A 20,162-nucleotide genomic window follows, 5' to 3' on the forward strand; every position below is an offset into this window, starting at 1 on the left:
TGCGTGCCTTGCGTGTCATTGCTTCCCCTGCAGGCAAGCCCTTTACAACTGGCTCGCAACTGCAACTAAAAAATTCATTGCATCCAAACATGTAGACGTAGAAGTGTGCTAAAAGGACGACAACTAAAAGAATAGTTGAATTTCCTTAAGATCCCCTTAAGAACATGCCGGTTCGCTTGAGCCTTGCATGGGGTGAACAGGAAGGGCGCGGGGGAGTACTGACTTCATTATCAAGCTATATAGGTTGTGGTTCTGGAATGCGCCCCTATTACAGAAATTTTTCCGCCGCATTTGCGTGTTATTTCGACGGTTGTGTTCTATATATTTTCAGAGCAAAAAGCAGCCCGATCCCGGAGGGAATCTCTTCCCCTGTGTTTTAGCTAAGTCCTTTCGATTAAGCAGGTATGCGCTGTGGCTTGGGCGCATTTTGGGGTGTACTACTTCGTCAGCTCCGCAGTCTCCAGAAAGGTGAAACTGCCCGAGGGCGTCGGCGCAATATTGGTTAGCCGCTTGTTGTGTACCACTACCGTATCGCGATACCAGAGGTTGATTGCGGGCAGGTCGGTCGCCAGAATCTGCTGCGCTTCGGCATAGTCGGCTTTGCGCTTTTCCTGGTCGGTGTTTTGGTAAGCATCATCCAGGAGTGCGTCCAGTTTTGCATTTGAGTAATGCGAACGATTCGCGCCCTTCGGCGGAATGCGTGCCGTTGTAAATGCGTACGAAAAGATATCCGGCTGCTCGTTGCCGCCAATCCAGCGCAGCGAATACATCTGGAAAGACCCACGCGTCACATCGGCATAAAACGTGGCAAATTCGTAGCTTCGAATATCAAGCTGAATTCCAACCTTTGCCAGTTGTTGCTGCAGCACCGCTGCCAGCAGGCGAATGTCCTCAACCGTGCTGGTCTTCATCGTCAGGTGCATGCGCACGCCGCCTGCCTTGCGCGGATAACCGGCATCATCCAGCAGTTGCTCGGCGCGTTTCGGATCGTAATTGAAGGTTGGTCCGTCGCCGTTCCATGCCCAATGCGTAACCGGAAGCAGGCTCTTTGCCGGGCGCGCACGGCTGCTCATCAACGTGCGAATCAGCAGGTCACGATCAATCGCACAACTGATTGCTTGCCGCACACGCGCATCCTGCAGCAGCGGATCGCGCACATTGAAAGCAAGGTATTGCAGCTTGGTTCCCGGCACAGCCGTCACCTGCAGGTTCGGCCTGCTGGCCAGCACGGGAAGGGAATCCATCGACTGCGAATCAATCGTCACATCCGCCGAGCCTTTTTCAAGCTCCAGAGCTTCCGTAATAATGTCTGGAACAACAGCGAACCGCACGCGTTCAATCTTCGGAACCACGCGCCAGCTCTGCAAATTACGCTCGACGACAACATCCTGGTCAATCTGCTGGCTGTCAAACAGGAACGGCCCCGTTCCAACAGGATGCCGCCAGAATTCTTTCCCCGAGCCTTCGGGAACAATGCCGATGGCGCCGGTAGAAAGGTTCGTCAGAAGAAAGTTATCCGGCCTCTTCAGATGCAGCACAACCGTCTTTGCATCGGGAGTCTCAATCGTATCGACAGAAGCATAAGAAGCAGCCTTCGCGGTGATGATCGTTCCATTCCGCATCGACTCCAGCGTCCATTTCACGTCAGCGCTGGTCAATGTTTTGCCGTTATGAAACTTCACCCCATCGCGCAGGTGAAAAATAACTGTCTTCGTATCTGGCGTATCCCAACTGGCGGCTAAAGCCGGAGTGAAATGAAAACTCGGGTCGCGTTCCACCAAGCCATCAAATAGCAACTCGTCAATATGCTCGGACTGCACATCTATCCCGACTCGCGGGTCAAGGCTGGTAGGCGAGCTTTCAATCAGGAACACAACCGTTTTGGGATCGCGCTGCGCAGTGCGGCAGCCGGCGAGGAGCAGGACCATGCTCAGTAACAGGAGCTTACGCATAGGTCACCTGCCCAAGAATCACAGGGCGCTCCGCGCCAGTGGCCGCAGGAACGTTGCCGGGGAGCTTATGCCATGTTTGCCATGCCAGCAGCGCGAAGGCCGCGGCCTCTTTCGCTTCCACCGGCAATCCAAACGCATCCATTGAGGCCAGCTTGCAGCCAAGTGGTTTGAGGCGCGCATCCAGCATTGCCATCAGCGTGTGGTTGCGCGCGCCGCCGCCTGAAACTATGTAGTCAACAACTGAGCTTTGCATTGTGGGGGCGACAAATCGCGCATAACTTTGCGCAATTGTCTGCGCGGTTAATGCAGTTGCGGTTGTCACGGTATCTTCTGGCTTACGGCTATGTTTTTTGCAACTCGCGAGGAACTTATCTGCGTATTCGCGGCCAAACTCTTCGCGCCCTGCGGACTTGGGAGGCTTGACGCGGTAGTATCCGAGCCGCAACTCTGCCTGCAGCACAGGCTCAATCACGGAGCCACGCGCCGCAATGGCGCCACCTTTGTCATAAGACTTGCCGAAGAGCTTTGCTACAAGTGCGTCGATGACCATGTTGCCTGGCCCGGTATCGAAGGCGATGAGTTTTTCCGGGCCTGCACCTGCAGGAATCGCCGTAAGATTTGCGATGCCGCCGATATTCTGCAGAACGCGTCCGCGCTTTGCATCGGCAAACATTACGTAATCCAGCAGCGGCACCAGCGGTGCGCCCTGTCCGCCTGCAACCATATCCGCAGGGCGAAAGTTGGAAGCAACAGGCACGCCCAGCGATTGCGCAATGACTGCAGGCTCGCCCAACTGCCATGTCAATGAAAAACTGCGTCCCGCATAGCGCTCGGCCTTGCCCTGGTGATAAATCGTCTGCCCATGGCAGCCGATTAAATCGATGGTTGTGCTGTGCTTTGCTGCGGTTTTGCGAATGGCATCGGCATACTCAAGGCTAAGCCGCCAGTTGAGACGCGCCAGCTCTGCTGTTGAGGTGTTAGCGGCATTCATTGCAGACAACACTGCTTGCCGCAGCGCCGCAGGGTAGGGGAATCCCTCATGCGCAAGCAGCGAAAGCGCGGGCCGCTTTTTGCCGGGAGCAATCTTCACCAGCGCAACGTCAATGCCATCGGCAGAGGTGCCGCTCATTACGCCGGCAACAATCATCGGTTTCGCGCTCATGCCGTCTCCGCCACTGGTTTCAGCTTGCTTCCTGCAGGAACTGCACTTGTCTCGCCTGCCAGTTCGAGAATCTTTTCGCGGAAGGCATTTATCTTTGCTTGCAACGCTTCATACTGCTTCGCCGTTAGCGCCTTGGGTGCGACTGCTGGAACAATCCTTGTGCGCTTGCGGCCTGCTTCTCTTGCACGCGCCAGCAGCAGCGTGCGGAAGGATGCGGAGCGTTCTGCTTCCGTAACCAGTGCTTCATAGGCTCTCAGAATCAGCTCCGGGCTGTGGCAAATCTCAATCGTATCCATGCCTGCGCGAATTGCAGCAATGGCTGCTTCTTCCATCGGCATTGCTCTGAGAATGCCGCCCATCTCCATATCGTCAGAAAAGATGAGGCCGCGATAACCAATGCGCTCGCGCAGAACCTTGGTCACCCAGAATGGTGAGGCCGTAGCTGGAAGATGCTTGCTTGATGTAAGCGGAAAAGCTGCGTGGCTTACCATTACCATCGGCAGTTCGTTCTTTAGTTCGCGATAGGGTGCGATGTCTTCATTCCACAACTCATGCCAGTGACGCTCAATTGCGGGAGTCTCGAAATGCGAATCCTTCGTTCCGCCTCCGAGGCCGGGAAAATGCTTGCCGCAGCCTGCCATGCCTTCAGCAGCGAGACCTGCAAGAAACGGACGCACATACGCAACGACTTCTGCTGCCGTCGAGCCCGTCGCTCGCGTTCCCATCACTTCTGCCGAGTCGTGCAGCGCTAAGTCCAGCACCGGGGCGAGCGTTGTGTTGAATCCGAAAGCCTTCACGCTTTTTGCAATCAACGCGCCGTGCTGCTGTGCAATGCCAGCCTTGCGAACATTGGCGCGGGCCACAAACTGAGCAGCGGGAGAAGCTGCCAGCGCGTCACGCAGACGGTCTACTGTGCCGCCTTCAAGGTCAACACATCGCAGAGCGCGCGGGGCGGCAAAGGAAGTTGTTTCCTCTAGCAGAGCCCGCGTCTGCGCCGCGTCCGCAATGTTGCGGCGGAAGAGGATGACGCCGCCTGGCCGGACAAGTTTCAGCCATGCCCGCTCCAGGCCCGAAAGCTCCGTGCCGGAGACGCCAACAACAATCAGACTGCCTGCAGCATGACGCAGATTCATCGCCATTCCTAATCCTTTTGCTTCAGCTCGTGTTGCAGTTCTTCCAGCAGGTTCAATGCCTGCAGAGGGGTGAGGGAGTTCACGTCTACCTCTGCGAGTCGGTCCACGATGCGCTGTGAGAGTGGCGTAAAAATAGTGAGCTGCATCGGTTCAGGCTCAGTTTCTACCTGTACGCTTTGCCGCTCCTGCTTTTCATGTTGTCGCAGCACATGGCGGGCGCGCTCGATGACTGCTGAAGGCAGGCCGGCGAGCTTTGCGACTTCAATGCCGTAGCTCTTGCTGGCTGCACCCGGTTCAATGGTGTGTAGAAAGACAATCCCGCCCGCAGCTTCTTTCACGCCGACGCGCAGATTGCGCACACGCGGCAGCTTTTCGGCCAGCATTGTCAGCTCGTGATAGTGTGTGGCGAAGAGCGTGCGAGCGCCTGTCTCTGCATGGAGATATTCGACGGTGGCCCATGCAAGGCTGAGGCCGTCGAATGTCGCTGTGCCGCGGCCCATTTCGTCGAGCAAGACCAGCGAGCGCTTCGTCGCTGTGTTCAGAATCGTAGCCGTCTCTGTCATTTCCACCATAAAGGTGGAGCGGCCACGCGCTACGTTGTCGCTTGCGCCAATCCTTGTATAGATGCGGTCTGCCAGGCCAATTCGCAAACTCGCAGCGGGAACAAACGAGCCCATCTGCGCCATGAGCACAAGCATTGCAGCCGTGCGCAGGTAGGTGCTTTTGCCGCCCATGTTGGGGCCGGTGATGAGCAGCAGGCTTGGTCCCTGCTCATTCGCATTCAGAAAAATATCGTTGGGAATGAAGCGGCCTTCGCGGGTCTCTTCCATCCATTGCTCGATGACTGGATGCCGCGCCTGCACTGCTTCCAGCACTGGCTCGTTGCTTAATTGAGGACGTGCATAGCGGCGCGAGGCAGCAAGATGCGCGAAGCATGCGAGTAGGTCCGCTTCCGCCACGGCTGCGGAAGCTTTCCTGATTCGTCCTGCCGCATCGAGGACAAGCTTGCGAAGCTCCGTAAAGATTCGCTTCTCAATTTCAATGGAGCGATCATGCGCGGTGAGGATTTTGACTTCGTACTCTTTCAGCTCCGGCGTGGTGAACCGCTCCGCATTCACGAGCGTCTGCTTGCGTTCGTAATCTTTGGGCGCGAGCGAAAGATTCGCCTTTGTAATTTCGATGTAGTAGCCGAAGACGGAGTTATAGCGAACCTTCAGCGAGCCAATGCCTGTGCGCTGCCGCTCACGCTCTTCAATGGCTGCGATGGATTGCCGCCCGCTTGTTGAGATTGTGCGCAGATCGTCGAGTTCTGCATCTACACCCGCGGCGACCGCTCCGCCATCGGCCAGCGTTAACGGCGGCTCTGCAACCAGCATGCTTTCGATTCGCGTTGTTACGTCTACGAGCGTGTCCAAGCGCTTCGCCAGTGTTTGCCACTGTGCTGCGTTCATTGCCTGCAGCGCGGTAAGCAGGCCGGGCAGGTGCGACAGGCTGGCAGCGAGAGCACGCACATCACGTGGCCCGGCAGAGTCCAGCGAGAGCCGCGCCAGCAGCCGCTCTAAATCCAGAATACCGTTGAAGGAGCGGCGCAGGTCTTCGCGGCGCATTAAGTCGCCGGCAGCTTCGCCGACGGCTTCATAGCGCGCTTCCACCTCATGCGCTTCAATGAGCGGACGCAGGATTGTGGCCCGCAGCAGCCGCTTGCCCATGGGAGTCTGGCAGGCATCGAGCGAATGAAAAAGCGTGGCGCGGTTGTCCTGGCCTTGAAAAAGCGGCTCGACTAATTCGAGATTCCGCACGGTGACCTGATCCAGCTCCAGCGCGGTTGCATGCTCCTGAAAACGCAGCGAATCAATATGCAGCGCTTCGTTCTTCTGCGTGGTTCGCACGTAATGCAGCACTGCGCCAGCGGCTATTGCAGCCGGGTCATGTCCGACAAGGCCGAAGCCTTCGAGCGACTTGACGTGAAGCTGGCGCTCGACAAGAGGTACGGCAAAGTCATGCGTGAAAACCCAATCCTCCACGCGGGTGCGGGCAGATACACGCTCCAACCCTGCGGGAAGTTCGGCGCTCACGGGCAGAAGCACTTCGTTGGCTCCGGCCATCAGGATTGCATCGGCTGCCTGAGCCTTGGAATTGGGGCCGGAGAACTCGGCGGTGCGGAACTCGCCTGTCGAAACATCGAGCAGCGCCACACCGAAGAAGGCTGGCTGTCCTTTGCCGGAGGGAGCCTCAAAAAACGCCGCCAGAAAGTTGTTCTGCTCCTGCGCCAGCGAGGAATCCAATGCTGTTCCCGGCGAAAGCACCCGCGTCACTTCGCGGCGGACAATCTTTTTCGTCAGCTTCGGGTCTTCCATCTGGTCGCAGATGGCGATGCGGAAGCCGCGCCGCAGGAGGCGGGTCAGATAGCCCTCAACCGAGTGGTACGGAACCCCGCACATCGGCACGAGGCGTTCCTTGTCACGCGCCGTCAGCGTCAGTTGCAGCTCGCGGCTGGCCACTACTGCGTCGTCGTAGAAAAGCTCGTAAAAATCCCCCATGCGGAAGAAGAGCAGCGCATCGGGATTCTCGTTCTTCGCCGCTGTCCACTGACGCATGAACGGGGTCAGCTCGGCCTGTTTGCCTTCGGTTTTGGTACCGGATTTGGGCGCGGCTTCCTCCATGGGTTCAGGGCTGCTTAGAGCAAAGGTCTCCACCGCCATTTTTTCCAATCCGGACTGGTTTTCTTCTTTAATCACGTTCTTTTCAAGATACCGTGTGCGGCCCCTCGCTATCGCCGCCAACCGGCCCAAAGGGAACCATCACACGCACTGTGACGCAGCGCACGGCGTCTGGTGGCAAAATGTTCCATCTTTGGTATGTTGCGTGCCATGCCGGAAGTCGATAAGAATCAAAACAAAGCGCGGCGCAATCTATACTGAAGGTTACGGGATTCCATAGGATGGACTTGCTTTGGCTCAGGGTGGCGACGGTTTTGTATGCGGGGGCGGGAATTGCCGTCTTCCCGGCCGTTCTGTTTGCCCGTGAGCGCTGGAAACAATGGACGGTTCACTTTGGCGGGCTGGCCTTTTTCTTCCACTTCGTTTCCGTGGTGGAGATGCTGGTCGGGGCGCACCACTGGCTCCCGGTGGGCGTGCGTGAAACGGAATCTCTTCTTGGGCTTCTGATCTCGGGAGCGTTTTTCCTTGTCTGGTGGCTGTACGGTGCGGCTTCGCTCGGAATTTTTGCGCTTCCTGTCACGTTTTTCATTGTTTTTATTCCAGCGCTGGGCGTGGAACGCTATGTTTTTCCATCAACAGGGGTAAAGGTTAGCTGGCTGGTGGCTCACATTGCCGCCCTGCTTGCCGCGTACACGGCGCTGGGCTTCAGCATTCTTGCGTCCATTTTGTACCTGGTGCAGGAGCGGCGCATCAAGACGAAGATTTCAAGCTCTGGCCCGCGCGCGTTGGACTGGCTTCCTCCGTTGGATAACCTGGAGCGCATTGCGCATGCGACGCTGCTTTTCGGTTTTCCCTGCATGACGGTGGGGCTTGTCATTGGCGCTGTCCTGGCGCAGGATTCGACTCTTGGGGCGGCATATTTCCGCGACCCCAAGGTGATTGCCTCCTTCGTTATGTGGGCGGTTTACGTTCTGCTGCTTTTTGTTCGCTCGACCGCTGGCCTGCGTGGACGCAGAGCGGCGTATCTCTCTGGTGCCGTGCTGCTTGTCATGCTCGCCGTCTGGGCTGCCAACCAGTTCAGCGCCGTGCACAGGTACGGTGCGCCATGAGCCAGAATTCGCACCAGAACTACAAGCCTGTCATCGGCGTCTTCGGCGTGAATCACAAGACTGCTCCGATTGAGTTGCGCGAGCGCATTGCGATTGCTCCATCTGACCTTCCGGATGTGACCCGCGCTCTTGCTGCTATTCCCGGCGTTACTGAGGCCATGATTGTCTCCACCTGCAACCGTGTGGAGCTGATTACTGCGCATGAGGCTCCTGAGTCCGGCGGCAACCAGGTGGACCTCGAATCTTTTCTCCGCGAGCAGTTCAATCTTGCGCCATCCGCGCTGGATGGCCATGTATATGAGCACGAAGGCAAGCAGGCTGTTCGCCATCTCTTTCGCGTAGCTTCTTCGCTGGATTCCATGGTTGTTGGTGAGCCGCAGATTCTTGGCCAGGTAAAAGAGGCGTACACGGTGGCCCGCGCTGCCGGAACGGTTGGCGGGCAGCTTGAGCACCTGCTGCAATCGGCATTTTCCGCCGCGAAAAAAGTACGTACGGAAACTGAGATTGGCTCCAACTCCGTCTCTATCGCGTCGGTTGCCGTGGAGTTAGCCCGCCGCATTTTTGGTTCCCTGAATGGCCGCACGGTCTTTCTGGTTGGTGCGGGAAAGATGAGCGAGCTGGCTGCGCGTCATCTTGTCCAGCAGGGTGCGGGAATGGTGCTGGTTACCAACCGCACCGCTGAGCGCGCACACAAACTCGCGGAAACCTTCCACGGGCGTGTTATTCCGTTTGAAAAAATCTACGAGGCTGCAGCCGAAGCCGATATCGTCATCACCTCCACCGGCGCGCCACACCCCATCTTCCGCCGCGAACACGGCCAGACGCTTTTACATCGCCGCCGCAACAAACCGATGTTCTTCATCGATATTGCCGTGCCGCGCGACGTAGACCCCGCTGTCAACAAGCTCGAAGGCCTGTTTGTTTACGACATTGACGACCTGCAGCAGGTAGCTGCATCTCATATCGCCGAGCGCAGCCGCTCTGCGGAAGATGCCGAAACAATGATTGCCCGCGAGGTGGAGCGCTTCCACGAGCGCCAGCGCGCCGTGAGCGCAGCGCCTGCTATTGTTGCGCTGCAAAGGCAGGCGGAGGAGCTTCGCCAATCGGAGATTCGCCGCGCACAGGCACGTCTTGCAAACCTTACTCCAGAACAGGCCGAAGCTGTTGAGGCGCTGACTCGCGGGCTCGTCAACAAGTTTCTTCATCCACCCATGCAGGCGCTCAAGCAGGCGGCGCGTGAGAATGACACCGCACGCCTTGATACGATTTGCGAAACGTACTCGCTACCTGTTATCGCGGAGACGCCGCAACCGCTCGTGCCATTTGAAAAACAATCGTTAGAGTCTGAGGCGGACTCGAACCAGAATCAAATCTCACAGGCAGGCCGTAAATGAACCTTCGTATCGGCAGCCGGGGCTCACAACTTGCCCTCTGGCAGGCCAACCATATTGCAGGCCTGCTGCGTGCGCAGGGGCACACCGTTGAAATTGACATCATCAAGACCACTGGCGACCGCCTGCAGGGCGTAACGTTCGCGCAGGTTGCGGAGCAGTCCGGCACCACCAAGGGCATGTTCACCAAGGAGATTGAAGAGGCTCTTGCCGAGGGCAAAGTTGACCTTGCGGTTCACTCTTTGAAAGACCTGCCGACAGAACTGCCTGATGGCTTTACATTGGCGGCTACTCCTAAACGAGTTGACCCGCGTGATGTGCTTGTCTCGGTGAATCATGCCTCGCTTGACGCGCTGCCGATGGGAGCAAAAATCGGAACCAGTAGTCAGCGCCGGCGTGCCCAGTTGAAGGCGTTGCGGCCTGATCTTGAAGCCGTAGAGTTCCGCGGCAATGTGGATACGCGTCTTCGCAAGCTGGCGGAGGGGCAGGTGGAAGCGGTTCTCCTCGCAGCCGCCGGGCTTGACCGCCTCGGTCGTACTGACTGGATTCGCCAGCGCCTTTCACCTGCAGACTTCTGTCCCGCTGCAGGACAGGGAGCGCTTGGCATTGAAACACGACTTGGCGACGAAGCGACTCTTGCGGCGCTGGCTTTTCTGGATGATGAAGAGACCCGCTTTGCTGTAACAGCAGAGCGCACAGCATTGGCCGCGCTTGGCGGAGGATGCCAGGTTCCGATTGGCGTTCACTGCCGCTTTGTGGAGCCGGAGGCTGTCGAAATCTTTGCCGTGGTTGCGGACCCGGCGAATGGGAGTGCCATTCGCATTCATGAACAGATATCGCGCCATAAGGCAAACCCCGTTGCGCTTGGACAGCTCACAGCGGACATGCTTAAGGAAGAAGGCGCTGCGAAACTTCTGGAAGTTGCACAATGACGACACCGCTTGTGGGGCATCGCATTCTGGTTACGCGCACAGCGCAGCAGGCAGGCAAGCTTTCCGCGGGATTGCGAGAGCTTGGTGCGGAGCCTGTTGAGGTTCCGGTGTTGGAGATTCTGCCGCCGGAGAGCTGGAAGCCTCTCGATGCCGCGATTGGCGCGCTTCCCAGCTATGACTGGCTCATCTTTACCAGCGCCAACACCGTGCAGGCTGTTGCAAAGAGGGCAGCCGCGCTTGGGCTTACGCTTGCGCTGCCTTCGAGCGTACATGTTGCCGCTATTGGCGGAGCAACAGCGGAGGCATTACGGGAGACGGGCGTTCCTGTGAGTTTTATTCCGAAGAAGTATGTGGCGGAGAGCCTGACAGCCGGGTTGCGCAGCGACTGGGCAGGGAAGCGCGTTTTGCTGACTCGTGCCTCCGTCGCGCGGGATGTGATTCCCGATGCGCTGCGCACGGCGGGGGCCACAGTGGATGTTGTCGATGCCTACCGGAATGTGCTGCCTGCTGATGCCCCGGAGCGGTTGCGTGCAGCGCTGGCTGGCGGAATCGATGCGGCGACGTTTACAAGCGCCTCTTCTGTTACGCATCTTGCGGAAGCTGCCACGAAGGCTGGCCTTGCGTTTCCGCTGGCGGATGTTCAGGCAATCTCCATCGGACCAATCACCAGCGCTACGCTGCGCGCCGCCGGATGGGAGCCTGCTGCTGAGGCTGATCCGCATGATGTTCTGGGGCTCATTGCAGCCGTTGTGCGGTTACTAAGTTAACTTCGCCAACACAGCTTTTATGAGTGCCAGGTCTTGTCTTTGGAATGACAGAGTGTTTCCAGGTTGCACTCGTGGCATTTGGGCTTGCGCGCAATGCAGACCTTCCGTCCGTGATGAATAATCTGGTGCGAATAGCTGATCCAGCGGTCCTGCGGTAGAACCTTCATCAGCTCCTGCTCGACCTTTTGCGCGGTATCGCCTTTTGCAAGGCTCAGCCTGCGTGAGATGCGAAAGACATGCGTGTCCACGACGACGCCTTCCGCCTTGCCAAAGCTGACTCCGAGAACCACATTGGCGGTTTTACGCGCGGCTCCGGGAACCGTTATCAACTCCTCCAGCGTCTCAGGAATCTTCCCGCCAAATTTTTCGGAGATGACTTTTCCCGCTCCCTGAATCGATTTCGCCTTGTTGCGGTAGAAGCCGGTAGTCTTCACCAGTTCTTCCAGCTCTTCGATAGGAGCTTTTGCCATTGCCTGTGGAGTAGGGAACCGCTTGAAGAGCGCAGGTGTGACCATGTTCACGCGCACATCCGTGCATTGCGCCGAAAGAATCGTGGCGACAAGCAGCTCCCACGGCGATTTGTGATTCAGCGCGCAGAGGGCTTCAGGATAGGCTTCGTCGAGACCGCGCAGGATGGCAGCGATGCGCTCGGGAGCGAGATCGCCTCGGTTGGCTGGGGCTTTTTTCGGGGTAGATTTCTTTGATACGGACTTGATTGCAGGCATGGGTTTTCTCAGTGAATTTATGCTAACGCAACACCGGAGGGAGCAGGGGCCTGAAGGCCCCTGCTCCCTCCGGTAAAGACTGGAGATTCGACAGCAGTTTATTGATAGTAGTTCCGAAAATAGAATTCACGAACAGGACGTGAGAGTAACAGCATCAATCCGCCGGCTGGAAATATGAACAGCACCCCAGCAGTGAGGAGTGTGACAAGCGTGAAGATGGTAACACTGCAAATTCCAGTTATCCACCCGAAAAGTTTGCCTTGATACAGCCAAAGGGTGGAGGTGATACATAACAGTGAAATGGCCGCAAAAACAATTCCTGATAGAAGCAATCCACGTGGAAATTTTACGAGAGACTACCTTGGAGCCAATTATTCAATTTGTCAGATTGCAGGCGCAGGGCTATAAAGAACTGGCCAAACAACCCATAGTCAGCGCTGACTTCGTCGAAGCGCATTTCGTAGATAAGCTTTTTGAAGATAACGGGGTCTTCGGCGAAGAGCGTTACGCCCCACTCCCAATCATCCATGCCAATCGAGCCAGTGATGATTTGCTTCACCTGCTCCGCATAACGGCGGCCAATCATGCCGTGGTCGTGCATCATGCGCTGGCGGTCAGTAAAAGGCACGCTGTACCAGTTCTTCACTTCGTCGCGCTTGCGGTCCATGGGGTAGAAGCAGAGGTACTTGGCTTCCGGCATGGTGGGGAAGAGACGCGGCGTCATCGCGGCTGCTCCACGCTGGAGCGAGGATGCAATTTCAGCATTCCACTCCGGCGAGTGCTGCGCAAAGCCTTTTTCTGATGCGGCTTCATAGGTCTTGCGCGAGGACTCGTAAAGGCCAAGCTCGACCACTGACACATAGGAATGCGTAGGAATAAGGAAGTCATGCAGGCGAGTCTGCGCGAGTGTCAGCTCAACCTGATTCAGATCTTCAAGCGAGTTGCGGAAGTGCAAAAAGATGAGGTCGCCCTTGTGTCCTAGCTGAGAAAAAATCGCAGACTGGATTTTGCCGTCCGCGGATTTTTCAAGGGACTGAAAGACGCTCGTAAATTCCGCAGTTGCCTTTTCACGTTCGCCGGATTCGAGGGCACGAAAAGCTTTCCAATCGAAGCGGAAGAACTGATGGAGTACGGCGGAGCCTTCAAGCGTAAGGGGGACGGGAGGAAAGTCGGACACTGTGCGCACCTCTGCTGGATAAATGGATAACTATTCAGGGTAACAAAGCAGGGCAGGGCGTCAGTGTCCGCTGGCACTGCCTTGTTTGTCTTTTGAAGAGGATACTTTTCTCTTTTGCAATGCGAAGTAAATGGAGCATCCCAGCAGGGAGCCGAAGACGCCGGAAAGAAAATGCAGCACCTCATGCGTGTACATAAATTGCCACCTCAGTTCATTCCAGATGTGCCAAAGATTGTGAGCCAGGAGGAATTGCACCAACGAAAGCGGCTCTGGTCCTTTCCATGCTTCGATGAGCAGGCTGAGCACGCCAAGCAGCACGAGCACAAAGAGCGTTATCTCCGGGGAAATCCGTAGCTTCATCTTTAAGCCTGCGCCAAGCCTGTTATTTCGTGCGCACCCATGTTCTCATAAATCTTGGGTGAGCATTTTTTGTTATCTTGAGCTGTCTTATATCTTCATTCGCCGAATTACAGAGGCAGAACATCCCCCTGGATTCGGCATTTATACTGAGTGGGCTACGCATGAGTGAGAAGATCGTTGCTTTCCTGGTGCACTTTGTAACGAGTGTGATTGATGCGGGTGGGTATGCCGGCATTGCCGCGCTGATGGGAATTGAATCAGCGTGTGTGCCGTTGCCTTCGGAAATCATCATGCCGTTTGCGGGGTATCTCGTATACCTCAAGCACTTGAACCTGTTCTGGACGGCGACGGTCGGCGCCATCGGCTGCAACCTCGGCTCGGTGATCGCTTACTGGATCGGCGCCAAAGGCGGGCGGCCGCTGGTGGAACGCTATGGCCGCTGGGTGCTGATGAGCAGGCACGACCTGGACCGCATGACCCAGTTCTTTACCAAGTATGGTTCGATTACGGTACTGCTGGGACGTTTGTTGCCCGTGGTCCGGACCTTCATCGCGTTTCCGGCGGGGATTGCAAGGATGCCGCAGGGACGCTTCCATCTATATACGTTTGTGGGTTCGTGGCCGTGGTGCTACGCACTGGCTTACGCCGGCATGAAGCTGGGCGAAAGCTGGGACGACCCGCATTCGCCTTTCCATGAATACTTCCACCGCTTTCACACGGCGATTATTGTGCTGATTCTTGTGGGCGGTGTGTGGTTTGTGTGGACGCATCTACAGCGCGCCCGCAAGGAGAATCAGGCCTGACGGGTTCAACTTACCCATCTGGGCCTAACAAGTGCGCGCATGCAGCAGGTGCACGCATGGAATGCAGAAGGAAGGATAGGGAGTAAACGATGTCGAGCAAGCAGCAGGCGATTGCGCCGGCAAAGGGAAAGCTTGGAGTAATGGTTGTGGGCCTTGGCGCCGTAGCGACCACGATGATTGCAGGCGTGGAAGCAGTGCGCCGCGGAATTGCGAAGCCGATTGGCTCGCTGACGCAGATGGGCACCATCCGCATCGGCAAGCGCACGGACCACACTTCTCCGCAGATTAAGGACTTTGTGCCGTTGGCGGACCTGAACGATGTGGTCTTTACCGGCTGGGATATTTTTGAGGACAACGTCTACGAGGCTGCCGCGCATGCCAAGGTTCTCGATAAGGAACTGCTGGAGCAGTTGAAGCCTTATCTCGAAACCATCAAGCCGCTGCCCGCGGTCTTTGACCAGCACTATGTGAAGCGCCTGAACGGCACACACGTAAAGAAGGGCAAGAACAAGAAGGATCTTGCGGATCAGGTTGTCGAAGACATTCGCAACTTCAGGAAGACCGTGGACCGCGTGGTGATGATCTGGGCGGGCTCGACGGAAATCTTCCTTGAGCCGACGGCTGTGCATGAGTCGATTGAGGCGTTTGAGAAGGGCCTTGAGAATGACGACCCAGGCATTGCCCCGTCGCAGATTTATGCCTATGCCGCGTTGAGCGAAGGCGTGCCGTTTGCGAATGGCGCTCCGAACCTGACGGTGGACACGAAGGCGTTGATTGAGCTGTCGAAGAAGAACTCGGCGCCGATTTGCGGTAAGGACTTCAAGACTGGCCAGACCTTCATGAAGACGATTCTTGCGCCGGGCTTCAAGGCGCGCATGCTGGGCGTCAAGGGCTGGTTCTCGACGAACATCCTCGGCAACCGCGATGGCGAAGTGCTGGACGAGCCGCAGAGCTTCAAGACGAAGGAAGAGTCGAAACTGGGTTCGCTGGAATACATCTTCCAGCCGGAGCTTTATCCCGACCTGTACAACGACATCTACCACAAGATTCGCATCAACTACTATCCGCCGCGTGGTGACGACAAGGAAGCATGGGATAACATCGACATCTTTGGATGGCTGGGTTATCCGATGCAGATCAAGGTGGACTTCCTCTGCCGCGACTCGATTCTGGCTGCGCCGATTGCGCTGGATTTGGTGCTCTTCCTCGACCTCGCCAAGCGCACGCCGGAACTGGCTTCTATCGGCATCCAGGAGTGGCTGAGCTTCTATCTGAAGTCGCCGCAGACGGCTGAAGGGCTGTACCCGGAGCACGACCTGTTCATCCAGTTGGCGAAGCTGAAGAACACGCTGCGCCATATCAAGGGCGAGGATTTGATTACGCACCTCGGGCTTGAGTATTACGAGGACTAGCCGTCCAGGCAACCGCGCGCTCCGCGCGCCAAAAAGCAAAAGCCCTGTCCGTGAGGATGGGGCTTTTGCTTTTTAGCCTGAATCTACTTACCTAGTAATGGGACGTTTTCGTTCTCAGCAGCAGTGCGCAAGTCACGGTCGAGAGTTGCGAGCGGCAGATTAAGGCGCTTTGCCAATTCTAGATAGGATGCGTCGTAGAGTGTCAGGTTGTGTTTGTCTGCGAGAGAAAGTGTGTGAAACCATGCATGACTGCTGGTTTCGTTGTCGATGAGGATCGGGATATCGTTTAGATCATCGAGTGATTCGTCTCGATATGTACGTGAAATACGAGAACGGCGAACACTGTGAAGCAGGATATTGCCAACTTCAATGTGCCAAAGTTCAGGCACAATGGCACCATCATTCATTACCATTTCGAGAACGGATTCTGTCTCGGAAGTCTTTTCACCAGGAAGGACCCAAGCCAATGCTAGAGATGCGTCGAGAACAAGGCTCATTTGCGTCCTTCATCACGCAGGGGCTTCCACTCTTCCCAATTAAAAGGGCCTGATTTGCTCTGCGCTGCGCGTTCACGGATGCGTTTTGCGGCTTCAAGAGCTCTGGCCTTATCGTAGGGCTTGTCAGGCACAAGGCGGGCTACAGGCCGTCCGTGGCGGGTAATGCGAACCTCTTCGCCATTTTCAACGCGGTCGAGTAGAGCGCCAAGGGTGTTTTTTGCCTCAAAGGCACCGATTTCAAGCATATGCCCTCCAGATAATCTAGCTTAAGCCAGCTTAACATGATTTGCTTTGCGAGATTACGCGGCAGCTACAGCAGCTGCGAGACGGCGAACGGTCAGCACAGTAATATCGTCCTCCTGCCCGAAGGCTTTGGCGGCATCGGCGATATAGAACGCCGATTGATTGCTGAGATTGTGCACGCGCTCAAAGCCGAAGAGATCGCCAGCAGGGTTGCGAGCTTCTACGACACCGTCCGACAGGAACAGCACGCGGTCGCCGGGGTGGAGATAGAGGCGGACTTCGTCATAAGTGGCGTTGGGGATGACGCCGAGAGGAAGGCCGCCGGGCAGGTTGATTTCCTGGCTGTTGAGATAAGGCGGCAGATGGCCGGCGCTGGCCACAGCCAGTTCGCCATTCGGGCCGAACCATGCAGCTTCGCATGTAGTAAAGCTCTCGCTGCCAACAAGGACGCGATTCAGGGCTTCGAGAATTTTGGCTGGTCGGAGCTCCTCGCCGCGGCGAAGGGCTCCCACCAGCATGGAGACATTCATGGCGGCCTGAAGGCCTTTGCCGGCCACATCGCCAATAACCACCAGCAGACCACCGTCATCCGTAGTTTCAAGATGAAAGAAGTCACCGCCAACTTCTGCAGCCGGTGTGTAAACCGAATCGACTTCAAAGCCCGGCGTTTTCACTCTTTCCTGCGGAATCATTACCGATTGCACGCTGCGCGCGGCGTGCAGTTCGCTTGCGCTGCGTTCGCGGTCGCGGTGAATGCGCTGAAAGCGGACAAAGATGATAAGCACGATGGCAAGCAGCCCTGCGAAATCTGCAATCGACGCGAAGTGAATCGGAATAGGCCCGGCAAAAATCGTTAGCGGCGAGTGGTAAGCGTGGCCTTCCACATCCAGCATCCCCGATGTGAAGATAGGCTCAAGCAGCCCGATGAAAGTGAGCACCAGCGGAATCAGCAGCACTCCCGCTTCATAATTACGGCGCACCGTTGCGATAATCAGCACCGCTACGCAGAAGAAAAGCCAATAGGCAATCCAGAGAGTGCTGCCCAGCGCGACAAGGATAAACAGCACCCCAATCAAGTGGTTATGTCCCACAAAACGCAGCGTGGGGCCCATGCCGAGCAGGATGGGGGCAGTCACGCGGAGCGCGAAGATAGACCAGCGGGTTATCTTCCACTTCGCGGTGCGGCGCAGGTTAAGGAAAGCAATCAAGAACTCGAAGTAAAGATACGCGGATACCAGGAAAAGCTGTAGAAAGATTGCGGAATACAGCAGTGTTTCCATGTAGGCAAGGCTGCCTGCCATATCGATATAGCTGATAGGCGCCTGCACCAGCTCGTAGAGAGCCAGCCAGAGGTACTCACGATGCCCCTTCTGAGTGAAGAAGAGCGCCAGAAGAAACCCGGCCAGAACAACCAGCAGGATGGAGTTAATCAGCTTGGGCAGGCGCTCAAAGAGGCTGTGGTTGTGCCACAACTCCAGCCAACTGTCGAGCGACTCCGGGTTGCCCAGCATAAGCTTGCGCGCGGCAAAGAAATGAGTATATGCCGTCAGGCCAAAAGGCGTGTACAGGGTGCGAATGGAGAGCGTAAGGTCGGTCTGCCCAGGCGGAATATCCAGCATGTAGATGCGGGAGATGGATTGGTAGCGCTCCGGGGTGCCACTATTCGGACCATTCGGGCGAATCTCCTGCCCATTCGCAAAGACAACCGCATCGGAGCCAGAGGAACCAAGGTTCATGGTCGTGCTGGTTTTAATCGGCACTTCCATGAGCAGTGCAAGCGGGCCATGGTTGGGAGCGAGTTTTACGTGCAGACGGAACCAGACGAAATCGTTGGGGGATTTCTTATTCTCGCGTTCTGCGTTTTTGGGGGCCTTATTGCCGGAATCCGAATCGCTGTCAGCATCGTCGTCAACATCCGCAATGGATTCGGCAGCGTCGCGAATATCCCATTTGGAGTCGTCATAGCTCGCAGTGGCTGCTGCTGGGTCGCTGGAGACGCCAATGCGCCAGCCCTTGGTGAGCGGAACGGGCGAGCCGATATGGGTGGCGTCAAGGAAGGCCGGAGCAGAGGTAGGAGCAGGCGGAACCGGCGGATGGCCCGGATGAGGATACGGCTGCGCAAAAACATACGTACCCATGCACGCAAAAAGCATGGCCAGGGTGAGCAAACTGCGGCGCAGGAATGAGTTTTGTGGCATTCGCTATCTCTGTCTGTGGACTCCACTTTAAAGCAGAAGGGGGTGCGGGACCAAAGCCTTTCCGGGGTGGGGAACCATCTTCTTCCCCTGTGATTACGCATGTTTTCAAGCGCTTGTTGCATCAGGAACGATTGCGGGCGGAGTTTGGTTTCACTGAATGGAAAGAAAAACTTGATATGGCGAAAATTACGCGCGCATTGCTGACCGGGATGCGGATTGCGCCGTCTAAACAATTAAGCGAAGCGGGTGTATTCTCCATAATAGGCTGGAGGGGGAGGGCGCAATGAAGCAGAGACAGATAGCGCAAGCAGTTTTACTGGCGGTTTTTACGGCAGCCGCTACGGCTTTCGCGCAGTCGCCCCAGCAGACCACTCCGCAGACCGCCCCTCAAACAACGCCCCCGGCAACGCCTGCCCCCGGCACAGCTCCGGTGGGCGGGGATAAGCCAGCCGCACAGCAGCCTTCCGATCAGGGTTCCGCGAATTCAACCCAGAATTCCGCGCAGGACCAGAAGTCCGACAAGAAGAGCAAGGATAAAGACAAGGACAAGCCGGGGACGGAGGCTGTGAAAGGTGACGTTGCCCCTACCAATGTAGACCCGGACAAGACTGTCGAAGTGGGCAGCCAGAAGGAAAATGTGAAGGCTGGCAGCATTGACGATGTAAGCGCGGTCGGCAATCGCGATATTGGCGGACGCGGCATCGGCAACTGGTACTCCACCGACACCGAAATCAAGATGGGTAAGCAGTACTCCATGGAGATCGAGAAGAGTACCCGCTTCATTACCGACCCCGTGATTACGGAGTACGTGAATCGCATTGGCCAGAACATCGTGAAGAACTCCGATTGCAAGGTGCCGTTCACGATTAAGGTGATTGATTCCGACGAAATCAACGCCATGGCGCTGCCGGGCGGATTCTTCTACGTCAATTCCGGCTTGATTTTGAATGCGGATGAAGAGGCGGAGCTTGCCGGCGTAATGGCGCACGAGACGGCGCATGTGTGCGCGCACCATGTTGCCCGCGAGATGACCCGCGCCAACTACGCGCAGCTTGGCACCATTCCGCTCATCTTTATTGGTGGTTGGACGGGGTACGGGATTTACGAAGCGGCCTCCATTGGCATCCCGGTAACCTTCCTGCATTTCTCGCGTGAGTTTGAAGCGCAGGCCGATTACCTAGGTGTGCAATACATGTATCGCGCCGGATACGACCCGCAGGCGTTTATCGCATTCTTTGAAAAAGTGCAGGCGCTGGAGAAGCGGAAGCCGGGCATGGTAGCCAAGGCGTTCTCAGACCATCCGCAGACACCGGACCGCATCCTGCACTCGCAGGAGGAGATTGCGAAGATTCTCCCTGCCAAGGACGAGTACACGGTCACAACGTCGGAGTTCGACGACATCAAGGCGCGGCTTGCCCGCATTGAGAACAAGCGCCGCCTGACGGATAACAAGACGAAGAAGCCTTCTTTGCGTCGCGCCAGCGTAGGTTCGGACCCGAACAGCAGCGATGATGACTCGAAGGGTGGCGATGACCGTCCGACGCTCAAGCGCCGCGAGGATCAGGGGCAGAGCCAAAGCCAACAGAATCAGAAGAACCAGTAGCAGCGCGCTTGTGATTAGGTGAGTGCGCCTGTAGTCTG

At 56.7% G+C, this 20,162-nt stretch carries 18 protein-coding genes; 8 read left to right on the forward strand and 10 right to left on the reverse strand.

The window, feature by feature from the left end; genetic code table 11:
- Positions 1 to 437: 437 nt before the first annotated feature.
- Genes AC5S3R_RS17570 through mutS form a run of 4 tightly spaced genes read right to left on the reverse strand, consistent with a single transcriptional unit; the run spans position 438 to position 6,910 of the window.
- Positions 438 to 1,952, reverse strand: a complete 1,515-nt coding sequence (locus AC5S3R_RS17570; protein ID WP_494268464.1) for an ABC transporter substrate-binding protein — start codon at positions 1,950 to 1,952, stop codon at positions 438 to 440.
- A complete protein-coding gene (locus AC5S3R_RS17575) occupies positions 1,945 to 3,114 on the reverse strand; it encodes an anhydro-N-acetylmuramic acid kinase (protein WP_494268465.1) in 1,170 nt (389 codons plus the stop codon). The genes AC5S3R_RS17570 and AC5S3R_RS17575 overlap by 8 nt, the downstream gene beginning before the upstream one ends.
- Positions 3,111 to 4,253: a beta-N-acetylhexosaminidase gene (nagZ, locus tag AC5S3R_RS17580; protein ID WP_494268466.1), complete on the reverse strand. Its 1,143-nt coding sequence runs from the start codon at positions 4,251 to 4,253 to the stop codon at positions 3,111 to 3,113. The genes AC5S3R_RS17575 and nagZ overlap by 4 nt, the downstream gene beginning before the upstream one ends.
- 2 nt (positions 4,254 to 4,255) lie before the next feature.
- Positions 4,256 to 6,910: a DNA mismatch repair protein MutS gene (mutS, locus tag AC5S3R_RS17585; protein ID WP_494268545.1), complete on the reverse strand. Its 2,655-nt coding sequence runs from the start codon at positions 6,908 to 6,910 to the stop codon at positions 4,256 to 4,258.
- Between the two features lie 278 nt (positions 6,911 to 7,188).
- On the opposite strand from mutS, the gene AC5S3R_RS17590 reads away from it, so the two are divergent.
- Genes AC5S3R_RS17590 through AC5S3R_RS17605 form a run of 4 tightly spaced genes read left to right on the forward strand, consistent with a single transcriptional unit; the run spans position 7,189 to position 11,106 of the window.
- Positions 7,189 to 8,016: a cytochrome C assembly family protein gene (locus AC5S3R_RS17590; protein ID WP_494268467.1), complete on the forward strand. Its 828-nt coding sequence runs from the start codon at positions 7,189 to 7,191 to the stop codon at positions 8,014 to 8,016.
- Entirely contained in the window at positions 8,013 to 9,410 is a 1,398-nt protein-coding gene (gene hemA / locus AC5S3R_RS17595) for a glutamyl-tRNA reductase (RefSeq protein ID WP_494268468.1), read from the forward strand. The genes AC5S3R_RS17590 and hemA overlap by 4 nt, the downstream gene beginning before the upstream one ends.
- Entirely contained in the window at positions 9,407 to 10,339 is a 933-nt protein-coding gene (gene hemC, locus AC5S3R_RS17600; RefSeq protein ID WP_494268469.1) for a hydroxymethylbilane synthase, read from the forward strand. The genes hemA and hemC overlap by 4 nt, the downstream gene beginning before the upstream one ends.
- Positions 10,336 to 11,106 carry a uroporphyrinogen-III synthase gene (locus AC5S3R_RS17605; RefSeq protein ID WP_494268470.1) on the forward strand — a complete coding sequence of 257 codons (771 nt, stop codon included), beginning with the start codon at positions 10,336 to 10,338 and terminating at the stop codon, positions 11,104 to 11,106. Before hemC ends, AC5S3R_RS17605 begins: the two co-directional genes overlap by 4 nt.
- Before the next feature lie 17 nt (positions 11,107 to 11,123).
- Here AC5S3R_RS17605 and nth read toward each other — a convergent pair whose 3' ends face one another.
- The 3 genes from nth to AC5S3R_RS17620 form a co-directional block, all read right to left on the reverse strand.
- Complete coding sequence (nth, locus tag AC5S3R_RS17610) at positions 11,124 to 11,831, reverse strand: endonuclease III (protein ID WP_494268471.1); 708 nt, start codon at positions 11,829 to 11,831, stop codon at positions 11,124 to 11,126.
- A gap of 346 nt (positions 11,832 to 12,177) precedes the next feature.
- Positions 12,178 to 13,008 (reverse strand): hydrogen peroxide-dependent heme synthase, encoded by an 831-nt coding sequence (hemQ, locus tag AC5S3R_RS17615; protein ID WP_494268472.1) that lies wholly within the window; start codon positions 13,006 to 13,008, stop codon positions 12,178 to 12,180.
- Between the two features lie 60 nt (positions 13,009 to 13,068).
- Positions 13,069 to 13,332, reverse strand: coding sequence for a hypothetical protein (locus tag AC5S3R_RS17620; RefSeq protein ID WP_494268474.1), 264 nt, complete (start codon positions 13,330 to 13,332; stop codon positions 13,069 to 13,071).
- 197 nt (positions 13,333 to 13,529) lie between these two features.
- Here AC5S3R_RS17620 and AC5S3R_RS17625 point away from each other — a divergent pair, with 197 nt between their 5' ends.
- Both AC5S3R_RS17625 and AC5S3R_RS17630 read left to right on the forward strand, forming a co-directional pair.
- Positions 13,530 to 14,171, forward strand: a complete 642-nt coding sequence (locus AC5S3R_RS17625; RefSeq protein ID WP_494268475.1) for a DedA family protein — start codon at positions 13,530 to 13,532, stop codon at positions 14,169 to 14,171.
- Positions 14,172 to 14,260: 89 nt separating this feature from the next.
- On the forward strand, positions 14,261 to 15,583 hold the full coding sequence (locus AC5S3R_RS17630; RefSeq protein ID WP_494268476.1) for an inositol-3-phosphate synthase: 1,323 nt from the start codon (positions 14,261 to 14,263) through the stop codon (positions 15,581 to 15,583).
- Positions 15,584 to 15,666: 83 nt separating this feature from the next.
- Here the strand turns inward: AC5S3R_RS17630 and AC5S3R_RS17635 are convergent, their stop codons facing one another.
- Genes AC5S3R_RS17635 through AC5S3R_RS17645 form a run of 3 tightly spaced genes read right to left on the reverse strand, consistent with a single transcriptional unit; the run spans position 15,667 to position 18,521 of the window.
- The gene (locus tag AC5S3R_RS17635; protein ID WP_494268477.1) at positions 15,667 to 16,080 is read right to left on the reverse strand and encodes a type II toxin-antitoxin system VapC family toxin; all 414 of its coding nucleotides are present in this window, start codon (positions 16,078 to 16,080) and stop codon (positions 15,667 to 15,669) included.
- A complete protein-coding gene (locus tag AC5S3R_RS17640; protein WP_494268478.1) occupies positions 16,077 to 16,325 on the reverse strand; it encodes a type II toxin-antitoxin system Phd/YefM family antitoxin in 249 nt (82 codons plus the stop codon). Before AC5S3R_RS17640 ends, AC5S3R_RS17635 begins: the two co-directional genes overlap by 4 nt.
- Positions 16,326 to 16,379: 54 nt before the next feature.
- Positions 16,380 to 18,521: a PP2C family protein-serine/threonine phosphatase gene (locus AC5S3R_RS17645; RefSeq protein WP_494268479.1), complete on the reverse strand. Its 2,142-nt coding sequence runs from the start codon at positions 18,519 to 18,521 to the stop codon at positions 16,380 to 16,382.
- An 89-nt stretch (positions 18,522 to 18,610) separates the two neighbouring features.
- Between AC5S3R_RS17645 and AC5S3R_RS17650 the strand changes: the two genes are divergently transcribed.
- Together AC5S3R_RS17650 and AC5S3R_RS17655 are read left to right on the forward strand one after the other, a co-directional pair.
- Entirely contained in the window at positions 18,611 to 18,808 is a 198-nt protein-coding gene (locus AC5S3R_RS17650; RefSeq protein ID WP_494268480.1) for a hypothetical protein, read from the forward strand.
- The gene (locus tag AC5S3R_RS17655) at positions 18,805 to 20,124 is read left to right on the forward strand and encodes a M48 family metallopeptidase (protein ID WP_494268481.1); all 1,320 of its coding nucleotides are present in this window, start codon (positions 18,805 to 18,807) and stop codon (positions 20,122 to 20,124) included. Before AC5S3R_RS17650 ends, AC5S3R_RS17655 begins: the two co-directional genes overlap by 4 nt.
- Positions 20,125 to 20,162: the final 38 nt, after the last annotated feature.

The organism is Occallatibacter sp. FHG110214_02, assembly GCF_059115385.1.

Excerpts from the sequence above, each read along its gene's own strand:
- AC5S3R_RS17575 (WP_494268465.1), bottom strand. The coding sequence starts at position 3,114 with ATGAGCGCGAAACCGATGATTGTTGCCGGCGTAATGAGCGGCACCTCT.
- hemC (WP_494268469.1), top strand. The coding sequence starts at position 9,407 with ATGAACCTTCGTATCGGCAGCCGGGGCTCACAACTTGCCCTCTGGCAG.
- AC5S3R_RS17635 (WP_494268477.1), bottom strand. The coding sequence starts at position 16,080 with ATGAGCCTTGTTCTCGACGCATCTCTAGCATTGGCTTGGGTCCTTCCT.
- AC5S3R_RS17655 (WP_494268481.1), top strand. The coding sequence starts at position 18,805 with ATGAAGCAGAGACAGATAGCGCAAGCAGTTTTACTGGCGGTTTTTACG.
- AC5S3R_RS17625 (WP_494268475.1), top strand. The coding sequence starts at position 13,530 with ATGAGTGAGAAGATCGTTGCTTTCCTGGTGCACTTTGTAACGAGTGTG.
- AC5S3R_RS17645 (WP_494268479.1), bottom strand. The coding sequence starts at position 18,521 with ATGCCACAAAACTCATTCCTGCGCCGCAGTTTGCTCACCCTGGCCATG.
- AC5S3R_RS17570 (WP_494268464.1), bottom strand. The coding sequence starts at position 1,952 with ATGCGTAAGCTCCTGTTACTGAGCATGGTCCTGCTCCTCGCCGGCTGC.
- AC5S3R_RS17605 (WP_494268470.1), top strand. The coding sequence starts at position 10,336 with ATGACGACACCGCTTGTGGGGCATCGCATTCTGGTTACGCGCACAGCG.
- AC5S3R_RS17630 (WP_494268476.1), top strand. The coding sequence starts at position 14,261 with ATGTCGAGCAAGCAGCAGGCGATTGCGCCGGCAAAGGGAAAGCTTGGA.
- AC5S3R_RS17590 (WP_494268467.1), top strand. The coding sequence starts at position 7,189 with ATGGACTTGCTTTGGCTCAGGGTGGCGACGGTTTTGTATGCGGGGGCG.
- hemA (WP_494268468.1), top strand. The coding sequence starts at position 8,013 with ATGAGCCAGAATTCGCACCAGAACTACAAGCCTGTCATCGGCGTCTTC.
- nagZ (WP_494268466.1), bottom strand. The coding sequence starts at position 4,253 with ATGGCGATGAATCTGCGTCATGCTGCAGGCAGTCTGATTGTTGTTGGC.
- mutS (WP_494268545.1), bottom strand. The coding sequence starts at position 6,910 with ATGGAGGAAGCCGCGCCCAAATCCGGTACCAAAACCGAAGGCAAACAG.
- AC5S3R_RS17640 (WP_494268478.1), bottom strand. The coding sequence starts at position 16,325 with ATGCTTGAAATCGGTGCCTTTGAGGCAAAAAACACCCTTGGCGCTCTA.
- nth (WP_494268471.1), bottom strand. The coding sequence starts at position 11,831 with ATGCCTGCAATCAAGTCCGTATCAAAGAAATCTACCCCGAAAAAAGCC.